Annotated in this window: 14 protein-coding genes and 1 other annotated feature; of the genes, 4 read left to right on the top strand and 10 right to left on the bottom strand. The window is 37.4% G+C overall.

Annotated features, from left to right (window positions below; translation table 11 throughout):
* Positions 1-125: 125 nt before the first annotated feature.
* On the top strand, positions 126-374 hold the full coding sequence (locus tag KHA87_RS11290; RefSeq protein ID WP_213094146.1) for a hypothetical protein: 249 nt from the start codon (positions 126-128) through the stop codon (positions 372-374).
* An 87-nt stretch (positions 375-461) separates the two neighbouring features.
* On the opposite strand, the gene KHA87_RS11295 is transcribed toward KHA87_RS11290, so the two are convergent.
* Entirely contained in the window at positions 462-2081 is a 1620-nt protein-coding gene (locus KHA87_RS11295) for a putative polysaccharide biosynthesis protein (protein ID WP_213094147.1), read from the bottom strand.
* A gap of 249 nt (positions 2082-2330) precedes the next feature.
* Between KHA87_RS11295 and KHA87_RS11300 the strand changes: the two genes are divergently transcribed.
* Positions 2331-3602 carry a BaiN/RdsA family NAD(P)/FAD-dependent oxidoreductase gene (locus KHA87_RS11300; RefSeq protein WP_213094148.1) on the top strand — a complete coding sequence of 424 codons (1272 nt, stop codon included), beginning with the start codon at positions 2331-2333 and terminating at the stop codon, positions 3600-3602.
* A 25-nt stretch (positions 3603-3627) separates the two neighbouring features.
* Here the strand turns inward: KHA87_RS11300 and KHA87_RS11305 are convergent, their stop codons facing one another.
* The 7 genes from KHA87_RS11305 to KHA87_RS11335 form a co-directional block, all read right to left on the bottom strand.
* Positions 3628-3810: a sporulation protein Cse60 gene (locus tag KHA87_RS11305; protein ID WP_213094149.1), complete on the bottom strand. Its 183-nt coding sequence runs from the start codon at positions 3808-3810 to the stop codon at positions 3628-3630.
* A 114-nt stretch (positions 3811-3924) separates the two neighbouring features.
* Positions 3925-4653: a peptidoglycan recognition protein family protein gene (locus tag KHA87_RS11310; protein ID WP_213094150.1), complete on the bottom strand. Its 729-nt coding sequence runs from the start codon at positions 4651-4653 to the stop codon at positions 3925-3927.
* Between the two features lie 380 nt (positions 4654-5033).
* On the bottom strand, positions 5034-5345 hold the full coding sequence (locus KHA87_RS11315) for a rhodanese-like domain-containing protein (RefSeq protein ID WP_213094151.1): 312 nt from the start codon (positions 5343-5345) through the stop codon (positions 5034-5036).
* Between the two features lie 88 nt (positions 5346-5433).
* Positions 5434-7848, bottom strand: a complete 2415-nt coding sequence (gene leuS, locus KHA87_RS11320) for a leucine--tRNA ligase (protein ID WP_213094152.1) — start codon at positions 7846-7848, stop codon at positions 5434-5436.
* 55 nt (positions 7849-7903) lie between these two features.
* Positions 7904-8130: a binding site (T-box leader), on the bottom strand.
* Between the two features lie 65 nt (positions 8131-8195).
* A complete protein-coding gene (locus tag KHA87_RS11325) occupies positions 8196-9386 on the bottom strand; it encodes an MDR family MFS transporter (protein WP_213094153.1) in 1191 nt (396 codons plus the stop codon).
* Between the two features lie 170 nt (positions 9387-9556).
* Entirely contained in the window at positions 9557-9727 is a 171-nt protein-coding gene (locus KHA87_RS11330) for a glycogen biosynthesis protein GlgD (RefSeq protein ID WP_213094154.1), read from the bottom strand.
* Positions 9728-9748: 21 nt separating this feature from the next.
* Positions 9749-10024 (bottom strand): YtzC family protein, encoded by a 276-nt coding sequence (locus KHA87_RS11335; RefSeq protein WP_213094155.1) that lies wholly within the window; start codon positions 10022-10024, stop codon positions 9749-9751.
* 165 nt (positions 10025-10189) lie between these two features.
* Here KHA87_RS11335 and mnmL point away from each other — a divergent pair, with 165 nt between their 5' ends.
* Together mnmL and mnmM are read left to right on the top strand one after the other, a co-directional pair.
* A complete protein-coding gene (gene mnmL / locus KHA87_RS11340; protein ID WP_213094156.1) occupies positions 10190-11149 on the top strand; it encodes a tRNA modification radical SAM protein MnmL/YtqA in 960 nt (319 codons plus the stop codon).
* Positions 11146-11718: a tRNA 5-(aminomethyl)-2-thiouridylate-methyltransferase MnmM gene (gene mnmM, locus KHA87_RS11345; protein WP_213094157.1), complete on the top strand. Its 573-nt coding sequence runs from the start codon at positions 11146-11148 to the stop codon at positions 11716-11718. The genes mnmL and mnmM overlap by 4 nt, the downstream gene beginning before the upstream one ends.
* Before the next feature lie 23 nt (positions 11719-11741).
* Here the strand turns inward: mnmM and KHA87_RS11350 are convergent, their stop codons facing one another.
* Positions 11742-12866 (bottom strand): tetraprenyl-beta-curcumene synthase family protein, encoded by a 1125-nt coding sequence (locus tag KHA87_RS11350; RefSeq protein ID WP_213094158.1) that lies wholly within the window; start codon positions 12864-12866, stop codon positions 11742-11744.
* A gap of 13 nt (positions 12867-12879) precedes the next feature.
* Positions 12880-13686 (bottom strand): alpha/beta hydrolase, encoded by an 807-nt coding sequence (locus tag KHA87_RS11355; RefSeq protein ID WP_213094159.1) that lies wholly within the window; start codon positions 13684-13686, stop codon positions 12880-12882.
* Positions 13687-13734 lie beyond the last annotated feature (48 nt).

Genomic DNA, 13734 nt, shown 5'->3' on the forward strand with positions numbered 1-13734 from the left:
ATAGGCTATAAGGGAATGGCAGAAGAGATTTTAGTTGTATTTTCTTTAGAGATAATTAAAAGAAACCAAGAAATTTACAGCTAAAATCTTCTAGCCTTAATTATTTTAATGAGGTGAAATGCAAAATGGATTACAGACAGCAAATGTTTCCCCAAATGTCTATGCAGCCCGGCCAACAATATGGGCAATTTCCGACATCCATGCAACAACCAGGAGGTCAAATGTCTTCAACAGGTGCATCCTTTCCAGGAGGTGGCCAAGGCCAATTCAGTAGGCGTTTGGACCGACTAGAAAGACAAGTGGATAGAATGAATCGTCGAATTACTCAGATTGAGCGCCAAATGCAATTTTGGGGGCAAATGGGACATCACTAAGGGAGAAACATAAGTTTTAGGTCGATAGCTAGGAAGACTCGAAGACCTTATAGAAGGAGGTCACTAATTATAGCTGACCTCCTTCCATTATCCTATATGAAGTCTTCTTTTTATTCCTTTTAGCCTTTCGCCAAATAATTTATCCGCAAGCCCAGATCTTAATCCTAGATAACCATAAACAATAGCTCCAACCGCACCGCACACAATAACCATTATTAAGGATTGCATTTTGGAGGCTGGCGATAAAAACAAGGTCAGAAGCTTGTAAAGTACCATAACAACTGCGATCATAATCGCATTGAACAGGAGGATTAAAATACTTCTTCGAGCCACTGTTTTAAAAGGATAATCGGCAAAAAATTTGATGACAATTAGATTAATAATGATGGAAACGGAATATCCCAAAGCTGTCGCATATACTGCTCCATCGGTTTGGAATAACTTTATGAAAGGAATATTTAAAGTGAGTTTTACTAGCAAGCCAGTCAACAAACTTAAAATTGTAAACCTCTGTTCATTAATCCCTTGCAAAATAGCTGCTGTAACAGAATATAAGGCAAACAGTATGGCAACAGGTGCATAATGTCCTAAGACATCGGCACCGAGCTTACTATGCTGATAAAATACTGTAAAAATGGGGTCGGCTAGCATGGAAAGACCCATTGCTGCAGGTACGGTTAAAAACAAGAGAATTTGAAAGGTTTGATCAACCTGTCGAATCATGGATCCGCGATTCCCTTTTGCGAATGATTCCGTAATAAGCGGAACAAGAGTTAAAGAAAAAGATGTTGCAAGGGAAACAGGAATAATGACTAGCTTATGTGAATCGAAGTTAAGAATACCAATCGCCTCAAGTGCTTCTTTTCCCTTATTAATAGCAGCCATTCCTCTTGTAAAAGTCAATTGATCTACATATTGATAAAGGGAATTAGCTACACCTACAAATACAAATGGCAGAGCATAGATAAAAATTTCCTTATACATTTCAGTCAATGACACATGAAGAGTTCCTCTATCTCTTTCCAGCAGTTCATCAAAATGATGTTTTCTTTTTTTCCAATACCAAAATAATATAATTAAACTCGCTATACCACCTACAAATGCTGCAAATGTGGCAACACTTATAGCCGTAACCATGCTACCATGGAACACGTGTAGAACAAAAAAGGCTCCGAGTAAAAGAAACACAATCCTTACAATTTGCTCAAGTACTTGCGAAACCGCCGAAGGACCCATCGATTGATGACCTTGAAAATAACCGCGAATTAAACTCATCACTGGGATAATGATGAGCGCAAAGCTGACCGCCCGTATAATAGTCGTTACATTATCGATGGAATATTTCTTGGATTCCACTCCTGACATACTTAGCTCGGCAAAGGTTGGAGCGAAGATGTACATAATTAGAAAACAAACAATTCCTGTCATTAGCATTAATATAATGCCTGATTTAAAAAGCTTTCTTCCTACTGCATATTCCTCAAGTGCATTATATTTTGCAATATATTTGGAAACAGCAAGCGGAACACCTGCCGTTGCGATACTAATAAATAATGTATATGGGACATATCCAAATTGATATAATGCTTCCGGCTCTGAACCGCCGATGATGGCGTGAAACGGTATAACGTAAAATAAGCCGATAAATTTGGAAATAAACGTACCTAACGTTAAAATAAACGTACCACGAATAAGTTTTGAAGACATATAATCCCTACTTTAACCATGATTCAACGACATTTTATTAAATTCACTAATTAGTAGTGTACAACTAACAATGGCAATTGACAATTTATTCGAAAAATCTTTTTTTTCATTGTGCAATACAACTTTCATTACATTCTTGATTTAGTAGGCTATTCATACTAAAATGAAGCGAATATAGATTGGAACTTAGATGTCAGTGCTAAACACTATCCTTTAATTTATTTTTGAAAAGGTGTTGAAATTTGAAATATGAAATATGACGTAATTGTGATCGGAGGAGGTCCATCCGGATTAATGGCAGCTATAGCAGCAGGGGAAAGCGGAGCGAAGGTTCTATTAATCGATAAGGGGGACAAGCTTGGCCGAAAGCTTGCAATTTCCGGCGGCGGAAGATGTAACGTGACCAATCGCCTGCCAATAGATGAAATTGTGAAGCATATTCCAGGAAATGGGCGATTTCTATACAGTGCATTTTCTATTTTTAATAATGAGGATATTATTCGCTTTTTTGAAGGTCTTGGAATAAAACTTAAGGAAGAAGATCATGGAAGAATGTTTCCAGTATCGAATAAAGCCCAATCCGTTGTTGATGCTCTTTTAAAAAGACTTGAAGAATTAAACGTATCTATTAAAATCAATACTCCCGTAAAAAAAATATTGTATGATAATGATCAAGCTTCGGGCGTGGAACTTAAAAATGGCGATATTATTTTTTGTTATTCTATTGTGGTGGCTGTCGGCGGAAAATCTGTTCCACAAACAGGTTCCACTGGAGATGGATTCCCATGGGCAGAGAGAGCAGGTCATACTGTTACAGAGCTCTTCCCAACAGAAGTACCAATTACCTCTAATGAGGAATTTATTAAAGAAAAAACATTACAAGGATTATCGCTACGTGACGTAGCTGTAAGCGTCCTAAATCCAAAAGGCAAACCGATTATTACACATAAGATGGATATGATTTTCACACATTTTGGCATTTCTGGGCCCGCTGTTTTAAGATGCAGCCAATTTGTGGTAAAGGCCAAAAGAAAATGGGATTTACATGAAGTGCAAATGAGCATTGATGCAATGCCGGATGAAAATGAAGAGCAACTTTTTCAACATATTGTGAAGATATTAAAAGAAGAACCGAAAAAAGCAGTTAAAAACTGTTTAAAAGGTTTATTGCCTGAGAGATATTTATTATTTTTACTGCAGCGCTGTGAAATAGATGAAAATATGCAAGCTTCCGCCATTCCTGCGGATAAATTGCGTGCTTTTTCACAAGCATGCAAGCATTTTACCTTTCAGGTTAATGGAACGCTACCGCTAGAAAAAGCATTTGTTACAGGCGGAGGTGTTTCCGTAAAAGAAATTGAACCGAAAACAATGGCCTCCAAATTAATGCCTGGCTTATATTTTTGCGGAGAGGTCCTCGATATTTATGGATATACGGGCGGTTATAATATTACATCAGCCTTAGTAACAGGAAGATTAGCTGGGATGAATGCAGCTGATTATTCCTTGCAAAGAGTATAAGATATTTTAGAGCCTTTTATAGGCTCTATTTTTTATATAGGACCATTGCGCTGAAGCAATATATTTGCTCGTCTTCTTCCTCAGCCATGACAGCGACATGATACTTAATATCTAATAAGTTTTGATCATCAATTGTTTTTAAAAATCGATTAACATCTTTTTCTAAATCCTTTTCATGCTCGTAATCAAATACCTTTACTTGAATCATCCTATTATCCTCTCTCCTTTTTATTCCTATTGTAGACAGGATAGTGAATTTTCAAACAATAAAAGGAGGTTTGAAACATATTCCATGCTTTCACCTCCTTTAGTTTGTTTTTGTTTACTTCCACTCTTTTGCTGCAATTTCCTTCATTTTTTTGGATATGAGAGGGTATAAATTATTCTTTGCACTTGTTGTGCTATTACCACCAAAAAAACCTGTTCCTGGGCATGTTTTTACTGCATGACCTTTACCATTATCTAAAACCCTTTCCCCCGTTTTAATATCCCACCAATGATGGTATGTGATGCTGTCAACCGTAGGCGTTAATCCGTACTTAATACAAAGGAGTGCTGTTACGGTTACGATAGTTTCTTTTTGCTCTCTCGTCATTTGATCATGCCCTTTATCGAAATCCCCGATATTTTCAATCGCTATTGAATCCGCTTCAATAGCTCTCATAACAGCTTTATTATTTAAACCAAACGTTCCTTCCGGCGGAAGGTTAAATGGTCTCCCCAAGGCTACCCTTCCATCAGGAAATATGGTTAAATGCTGGCTGATATGACTCCACTTCATCCGGCTCTTATGATAATTCTCCATGCCCTTTAACATTCTCAAGTGATTCGATCCATCAAATTGCTCGTATGATGGCTTCCATGTATGATGGAGCTGAATTTTCCCTACCTGTCTAGAGAATGTTTGGTTAAATAACCAATTCTTAAATTCATCTCTCGTCATAATTTTAAATGAAGTGTTTTCCGTTTGATTTGCTGCTTTTGCAGGTGTCAAAAAGTTCATTCCCATTATAAAAAGAAAACTACAAACCAATAACCTTTCTTTAGTCATTTTTTTCTATTTCCTTTCTTTATTGCTTGATTCTGCATTTATAGTCTTATAAATGGGAATGAATTTATTCAAGGTATTAAACGATTTACCAATGAATGAGGTTTAATAAGGATACAGGTTCCGTTATTGTTCGCAAAAACCACTATTTCATCATATCAGAGGACTCACAATCCGTTATATTATGAAAATCACTCTAATTATGAAAATCACTCTAAAATAGCTAGATTTTACCTTGATAACGGAACGTGTGTCCTCAAAACCAAAAATACACCTTTTTTGTCACAGATAACGGAACCCTGTCCTTTTTCAAACCTTTCTTACAATCAACCGTTGCTTGAAGGTATAAATACTAACATTTGCGTATTCCGGTCCGGTTCTTTTTACAATTTTGGCTTTATTTCGCCTTTCCATTGAAGCATGCCACCTGTCATATTAACCACATTATATCCTTGATCTTTTAAGAAAAGACAGACCTTTTCGCTGCGACCACCTGAACGGCAAATAATAATATATTCCTCATTCTTATCTAATTTATCCAAAGAATCTGGGATATCACCCATTCGAATATGGATAGCTTCTGGTATCATTCCTTCCGCCACTTCATCGTCTTCACGAACATCAATTAAATTTAAGGTTTCATCATTTTTTAATTTTTGTTCTAGTTCTTCCGGTTTTATTTGATTAATTTCCAAGCCATTCATTCCTTTCCATTAATTTCTTTACGATTATATCAAATACTTTTAGCTAATAACAAAAGAAGGGTTATATAACCCTTCCTCATTAATTTGCAACGATATTCACAAGCTTTCCTGGAACTGCAATAACTTTACGAACGGTTTTTCCTTCCATCATCCCTTTAATCGTCTCATCATTTAGAGCGATTTCTTCCATTTCCTTAGGAGAAGCGCTACGGGAAACTGTCATTTTCGTACGAACTTTTCCATTTAATTGAATCACAATTTCTACTTCATTATCGACCAGCTTCGTTTCATCGTAAGTTGGCCATGCCTCATAAGAAATAGATTCTGCATGCCCAAGCTTTTCCCAAAGCTCCTCGCAAAGATGCGGTGCAATTGGGGAAAGCATTTTTACGAAACCTTCCACATATTCTTTTGGAAGAACGTCTGCTTTATAAGCTTCGTTTATGAATACCATAAGTTGAGAAATAGCAGTGTTGTAGCCAAGGTTTTCATAATCCTCTGTAACCTTCTTCACGGTTTGATGATAAACCTTTTCCAGCACGTTTTTGTTGCCATCTTGAATCTTACTGGAAAGCTCGCCAGTTTCCTCTACAAACAAACGCCAAACTCGATCAAGGAATCTTCTAGCTCCATCAAGACCATTTGTTGTCCATGCAATGGAAGCGGTTAGTGGACCCATGAACATTTCGTAAAGACGAAGTGTATCCGCTCCATGACTGGAAATAATTTGATCCGGATTCACAACATTCCCTTTAGATTTACTCATTTTTTCATTATTTTCTCCAAGAATCATTCCTTGATTAAGCAATTTTTGGAAAGGCTCCTTAGTCGGAACTACGCCAAGATCATACAAGAACTTATGCCAGAATCGAGCATATAGCAAATGAAGAACAGCATGTTCAGCTCCGCCAATGTACGTATCCACAGGTAGCCATGCTTTTAGCTTTTCTGGATCTGCAATCACTTGATCATTATGCGGGTCGATATAACGGATAAAGTACCAGCAGCTTCCCGCCCATTGCGGCATTGTATTTGTTTCCCTACGTCCTTTTTTACCTGTTACCGGGTCCACTACATTTACCCAATCTTCGATATTGGCTAGCGGTGATTCACCAGTTCCGGATGGCTTAATATCCGTTGTTTTTGGTAGTGTTAGCGGCAGCTCCGCTTCAGGAACAGCAGTCATCGTTCCATCTTCCCAGTGAATAATAGGAATAGGCTCTCCCCAATAACGTTGTCTGCTAAATAGCCAATCACGAAGGCGATAGGATATTTTCTTTTCACCAATACCCTTTTCCTCTAGCCATTCGATGATTTTCTTGATACCATCTTCTTTATTTAAGCCATTAAGGAAATCGGAATTGATATGCTCGCCATCTCCAGTATAAGCTTCCTCCGCAACATTCCCTCCTGCTACAACCGCTTTAATTGGAAGGTTGAATTTTTGGGCAAACTCATAATCTCGTTCGTCATGTGCAGGTACCGCCATTATTGCTCCTGTTCCGTAGCTCATTAGCACATAATCAGCAATCCATATTGGCATTTTTTCATTATTCACCGGGTTTACTGCATAAGCACCTGTGAATACACCTGTTTTATCTTTAGCCAAATCAGTACGTTCAAGATCGCTTTTAGATTTAATTTGATCAAGATATGCTTCAACAGCCTTTCTTTGTTCTGCTGTTGTAATTTCTTCTACAAGTGGATGCTCCGGTGCAATTACAGCATAGGTTGCACCAAACAATGTATCCGGACGGGTTGTAAATACAGTGAAGGTTTCTTCCGTACCATCTATAGGAAAAGTAACCTCTGCACCCTCGGATCTGCCAATCCAATTTCTTTGCATATCTTTAAGGCTTTCTGGCCAATCAAGATCATCCAAATCTTCTAGAAGTCTGTCTGCATAAGCGGTAATTCTTAGAATCCATTGTCTCATTGGGCGGCGTTCAACCGGATGACCACCGCGCTCGCTTTTCCCGTCTATTACTTCCTCATTTGCAAGGACCGTTCCAAGAGCAGGACACCAGTTAACTGGCACCTCATCCACATACGCAAGACCTTTTTCATATAGTTTTAGGAAGATCCATTGGGTCCACTTATAATAATCCGGATCTGTCGTATTGACCTCTCGATCCCAATCAAAAGAAAAACCAAGAGAGTTTAACTGCCGTCTGAAAGTTTCAATATTATGTTTTGTAAATTCAGCAGGGTCGTTTCCGGTATCAATGGCATACTGTTCAGCAGGAAGACCGAAAGCATCCCAGCCCATTGGATGAAGGACATTGTATCCTTGCATTCTTTTTAATCTCGCCAGGATATCGGTAGAAATATATCCTTTTGGATGCCCAACATGAAGACCTACACCTGAAGGGTAAGGGAACATATCTAGAGCATAATAATTTTGTTTTTCTTTCTCTTCCGTTGTTTTAAATGTTTGATGATCTTTCCAATACATTTGCCACTTTTTTTCGATTTCAATATGATTGTAACTCATGAAAATTGCCTCCTTTTATTTAAAAACAAACAAAAAACCTCTCATCCCTATTAAAAATAGGGACGAGAGGTTGCTTTATCTCCCGCGGTACCACCCAAATTAGTGCAATGCACTCGCTTCATTCTTCCTTAACGCGGAAAACGGCAAGAATTACTAAGGGGTTTCCCCGTTCACGATTGCAACTAATAGGTGAGTTCATGATGTATCTGATTGGCTTGCACCAACCGCCAATTCTCTATTTTACAGATAAACATCATTACTAGTCCTACTTAACGTTTCAATTATGATTAAATTATTTATCATTTTAGCCAATTTTAATCTTGGTTGCAAGCCTTTTTTCTTTTTTTTTACATCGATATTGTTTGCTCTTGTTTTGCAGTTGACTTTAATGGTCTATCATAAATAGCAGACAATCCAATCGAAATAATAAATAAACCAATTAATGAAATAAATAAAGTGGACATATTCGATAAATCAACAATTATTCCACCTAATAATGGCCCCACCATACGGCCCCCAGTAGCTGTACTATTAACAATTCCCTGGAAAAGCCCTTCCTTCCCTTTCGGTGAAAGTTGATTTGCAATGGTAGGAATAGCTGGCCATACAAGCATTTCTCCCAATGTAAGAATGATCATTGCTATGACAAAAGCACTTAAGCTATGTGCAACACTTACAACGGCAAAGGAAATAATGAAAATAATGATACCAGTAACAATTTGGCCTTTCATGCTAGCACGGAATTTTTTGATGAGCGGTGTCATAACCGGCTGCGCAATTACAATTAATGCGCCATTTATAGTCCATAGAAGACCATATTCTTTTAATGTTATTCCAATATGCTGTGTGTAGCTTGAAATTGTAGCCTGCCATTGAACATAGCCAACCCAGCATAATAAATATGCTGAACATAGCATTATTAGTGCCTTTAGTACTTGTTTATTTTTTATTCTGCTTTGCTGAGCAATCACGGTTGCTTGTTTTCCTTGCTCTGCTGACATATTTTTATAACCAAAGAACGCGATGAGTAAAAAGATAATAAACATCAGTAAATTTGCTATAAAAATATAGCTAAATGAATAAGATGCCACGAAACCGCCTAATGCAGAACCGACAGCAACCCCTACATTTTGGGCCACATAGATTGCATTGAAGGCTCTTCTTCCCCCTTCTTTCCAAACAGAACCTGCCATAGCAAATACACATGGAAAAATAATACCGGATCCGAATCCAGTAATAGTTAGGAAGATAACGTAGTTCGGCCAATCATGCCATAAGGTAAGCCCAAGCGCGGCTAAAATGGTGAGGATAATACCGAAAAGTACAGTTCGATAACCGCCTAATTTATCAAAAAGTGCTCCACCCAGTAAATTACCTATAACACTCGCAGCTGAGTTTAGCATTAGTACAAATCCTGCAACTGATAATGATTTCCCCAAATGTTCATTGATGTAAATAGTGTTTAATGGCCATAAAAAAGAAGAGCCAGTTGTATTCACCATCATCCCAATTACTAAAAGCCATAAGGATTTAGGCATAAAAAAAACCCTCCTTTTCCCCTATATTGTTCAATCCAATCCCCATTTTATTCTTTTTAAACTTACACTACAAGGGGTAAAAAAATAATTTTGTTTTCAGAAAAAGGATAGGAAGGAGTACTGTACTCCTTCCTATCTTTTCTAGTGCAAGACGCTTCTGCTTTTCCTATTTAATCCGGATTCTCGATATGCTGCTTAGAACGAACCGGCTGACTTTTTTTTGCATTTTGCTTTTTTAACTTCTTTACCGGATCATAGTCTTTACCAAGCTCCATATCTTGATTATTAATTCCATTTCGGGTTTTTTGTTCAGGGTTATTTTGTTTGGATCTTTTTTTCATATATTACCTCCATAATGAATATTATATCGGCCTATCATGATTGAGGAGGATCATTTGATTTTGCAGTTGCTGTAGCATAAGACGCTTTCGATGTAAAATTTCCCTTTGCTGCGAGTTTGCACTATTTGCTAATTGGCAAACCTCATTATATGCTGCTTCTAGCTCTTGAAGTGCATTTGTATAATCATGATCATGATAATGCTCCTGACGAAGTCCTTCGGTATATTGCTCTTGTGCATATTCAATTGCTTCATCGCATTTTTGGATACAATCATCGATTGATTTTCTAGTAGCCACAGGTGAACTCACTCCTTCCTCGGGTTGAAGCAAAACATGCTTCCCATTTAGTTTGTTTCACCGATGGCGCGACTATGTAGGAAATCCAAGGTAAAGTGATTGTAGCTTTTCCCTTCTAATATTTGATATATTTTTTATGTAGTGCCTGAATTAGGAGGTAATCTTTTGAAAGAAATAAATCCATTTCCATTTTCAAATGACCATAAAAGGTATTTGACTTGGAATTTTCATTTACGTGAACATTTCGGACATAAAGTCTTTAAAGTTTCATTGGACGGCGGATTTGACTGTCCAAACCGTGACGGGACAGTGGCGCATGGGGGTTGTACATTTTGCAGTGCAGCAGGCTCTGGAGATTTTGCAGGTGACCGTGTAAAAGACATAGTTACTCAATTTAATGAAGTGAAGGAACAAATGCATAAAAAATGGAAAGATGCAAAGTATATGGCCTATTTTCAAGCCTATACGAATACTCATGCTCCTGTAGATATCTTGCGAAGCAAATATGAACCTGTTCTTCGCCAAGAAGGAGTTGTTGGCATTTCCATTGCGACTCGCCCTGATTGCTTGCCAGATGATGTTGTGGAATATTTAGCAGAGCTAAATGAACGAACATATCTATGGGTAGAATTAGGACTTCAAACTGTTCATGAAAAAACCTCTAATCTAATCAATCGTGCTCATGATTATCAGTGCTATGTTGACGGTGTGAAAAAGCTTCGGAAGCATGGGATTCGTATTTGTACCCATATAATTAACGGACTGCCTCAAGAAACGAAAGAAATGATGCTTGATACAGCAAAAGAAGTTGCAAAATTGGATGTACAAGGTATAAAAATTCATCTTTTGCATTTGCTTAAAGGCACACCAATGGTAAAACAATATGAAAAAGGCATGCTCCAATTTCTTACATTCGATGACTATATAAACTTAGTGTGCGATCAATTAGAAATTTTACCTCCGGAAATGATTATTCATCGGATTACAGGTGATGGCCCTATTGATTTAATGATTGGTCCTATGTGGAGTGTTAACAAATGGGCTGTGATAAACGCTATTGACGCGGAGTTAAAGCGAAGAAACAGCTGGCAAGGAAAGTACTATACAGTGGAGATGAATGTATGAAACTTTCGCGAATTATAAATTTTGCACATTCCCTTCTTCAGACTGCAGTGGAAGAAGGGGATACAGTTGTCGATGCAACAGTGGGCAATGGGCATGATACTTTACTATTAGCAAAGTTAGTTGGTGAAAGTGGACAAGTCTTCGGCTTTGATATACAGGAAGAGGCAATTGCTCAAACCGAAAAACGAATGGAGGAGAATATGCTAGCTCACCGGGTTACCCTTTTTAATAGGGGACATGAGACAATAAAAGAAACTATTCCTATGCAGTATTACTCCACCATTTCTGCAGCTGTTTTCAACCTTGGATATTTGCCAGGTGGAAATAAAGAAATAGTAACAAAAAGCAATACAACTATTTCTGCTATCACCCAATTACTAGAGATAATGCCGCAAGAAGGTATAATTATTATAGTCATTTATCATGGTCACCCTGAGGGAGCAAAGGAACGAAATGAAGTATTAAACTTCGTTACACATCTGGATCAAAAAGCAGCTCATGTATTGAGATATGAATTTATTAACCAGAGAAATAATCCGCCATTTATTATCGCTATAGAAAAACGATAAGAGTTCCTCCTCTTATCGTTTTTTCATACCATCTTTTTTTCGTTTTTCACTCGATTGTTCAGCAATGCTTTCATTAAACCGGTTGGAATCGCATTCTGTACACTTCTATAAGCCCTGCCATTCCAGTAGAAGAAATAACTGATGGATCCCGCGTACTTCATCAGTCTTTTTGATAATTTTTGGACGTCCTTTTGTTTACTTACCTTTTCATCAGATAAATAAACACCCAATAATCCTCGATTAATTAATTTATGGAATTTTTGATCTGGTAGCTTATTCGTATGCTTGTCTGCTTCTTTTAGAAAATGAATAAGTCTTTCAAATAATTGCTTTTCATTCTCATAATAAAAACAAAAATTTAAGTCGCCACCTTCTCTGTCCTCATCTTGATCAATAAAATAATCAAGCAATATATGTAAACCTTGAATATAGGGAAAATATCCTTCCCTAATTATTTTTGCATGTTCCTTTTTAAAGTCATCTCTCATGGCATAGGATACAAGACAAAAAATCCCTAAAGTAGAACCGGAGCATGCTGAGAATTCATGCCATTCCATTTCTGGAAGTCCATTTTTATATTGGTTATACATATTCTGCAATCTCTCTACTCTTTCTTCTACTCGCACATGTTTATGGACTTGTAAATCACAATAATATTGGCATAATTCAATTAAGTAAGGCTTGATTACCTCATATTGGTCTATTTCAGCTAAAACCTCTTGGCAGGTTTTCACCAAATGCTGCAAGTATCCACCGTCATTCTGATCTTCGCGAAAGCGATAATAATTCTTGACCTCTGCACCAACTGTCAACGAATCCTTCATTGATTCGTGCAATGCAGCAAAATCCTCCGGATCTAAAGAGGTACTTCGATCACAAAGATTATCTAAATAATCACTAATGGTTTGATATGCCACAATAAACTTTATTGCTTCCTCTTTTCTTGTTAAAGCTAATAATGCTAAAATGGATCCCCCTTCACAATGAAAGGTTTTATGTTCAATACTTGCAAGTGCTTGTTTTTTAAGTTCTTCATTCGGAATGGCATTCGCCAAATCCTTCCAATAAAATAGTTCACGATGAACATTCGGCATTACCTTTCGATATACCTGATTCATAAGTGAAAAAGGATGGGAGGGTACAGACATTTATTCATTCACCTCAATCAACAATATAGCCAATTAAACGTAATTGATTTTCCACAAAATTTTTACTGTATAAAAATACATTTTCTCGTTCAGGCTCATTAAAAATTTCATGATAGCATTTTGGCCACTCTTTATAATTTTTTTCCGATAGCTTCACTTGGTTAAACCAATCATATACAGAAGCCTTACTTACAATTTTATCATCTCCCCCTTGAAGAACCAAAAGTGGTATATCAGGGAATGTTGAAATATTTGTGAAGGCAAGCTTCATGGCTTTAATTAATTCACGATACCACCTGACAGAGATCTTAGTAATGAACAGTGAATCATTAACGGCGGATTCCATAATTTCTTCGTTTCTTGTAGACATTTGAATGGTCAAAGGGCTTTTGAAGCGAATCTCCGGTGCGATTTTATTTAATCCGACAGCAAGACTGTTTACTATTTTAGATGGATACTCCACGAGACCTAAACATGGAGAGGAAAGAATCACACCTGCAATTTTTAATTTCATTTCCTGAAGTGTTCGAATAGCAACTAGGCCACCCATACTATGTCCAAGCAAAAAAATGGGAACTTCAAATTGATAAGCCGTTTGTACCCAATCTTTTATTTCAAATATATATTCGTCAAAGGAATCAATATGCCCTCTTTTAGACCTGGATGTTATGCCTTGTCCAGGCAAATCCCCCATTATCACATGGTAACCGGAGGAGCGCCACATTTCAATTAACCAGCTATAACGCCCATGGTGCTCCATTGCACCGTGAACCATAACAATGACTGCTTTTGGATCCTCATCTGCTTCCCATTTCCACATAGCTCCGCCTCCCTTATTCTGTTGAAGTATTATGTAGGAGAATACCTA

The organism is Bacillus sp. FJAT-49736 (assembly GCF_018343615.1).
Taxonomy (GTDB): Bacteria; Bacillota; Bacilli; order Bacillales; family Bacillaceae_C; genus Margalitia.

Bases quoted from the DNA above. Each gene is read 5' to 3' on its own strand.
- KHA87_RS11290 (WP_213094146.1), top strand. From the start codon at position 126: ATGGATTACAGACAGCAAATGTTTCCCCAAATGTCTATGCAGCCCGGC.
- KHA87_RS11295 (WP_213094147.1), bottom strand. From the start codon at position 2,081: ATGTCTTCAAAACTTATTCGTGGTACGTTTATTTTAACGTTAGGTACG.
- KHA87_RS11300 (WP_213094148.1), top strand. From the start codon at position 2,331: ATGAAATATGACGTAATTGTGATCGGAGGAGGTCCATCCGGATTAATG.
- KHA87_RS11305 (WP_213094149.1), bottom strand. From the start codon at position 3,810: ATGATTCAAGTAAAGGTATTTGATTACGAGCATGAAAAGGATTTAGAA.
- KHA87_RS11310 (WP_213094150.1), bottom strand. From the start codon at position 4,653: ATGACTAAAGAAAGGTTATTGGTTTGTAGTTTTCTTTTTATAATGGGA.
- leuS (WP_213094152.1), bottom strand. From the start codon at position 7,848: ATGAGTTACAATCATATTGAAATCGAAAAAAAGTGGCAAATGTATTGG.
- KHA87_RS11325 (WP_213094153.1), bottom strand. From the start codon at position 9,386: ATGCCTAAATCCTTATGGCTTTTAGTAATTGGGATGATGGTGAATACA.
- KHA87_RS11330 (WP_213094154.1), bottom strand. From the start codon at position 9,727: ATGAAAAAAAGATCCAAACAAAATAACCCTGAACAAAAAACCCGAAAT.
- mnmM (WP_213094157.1), top strand. From the start codon at position 11,146: ATGAAACTTTCGCGAATTATAAATTTTGCACATTCCCTTCTTCAGACT.
- KHA87_RS11350 (WP_213094158.1), bottom strand. From the start codon at position 12,866: ATGTCTGTACCCTCCCATCCTTTTTCACTTATGAATCAGGTATATCGA.
- KHA87_RS11355 (WP_213094159.1), bottom strand. From the start codon at position 13,686: ATGTGGAAATGGGAAGCAGATGAGGATCCAAAAGCAGTCATTGTTATG.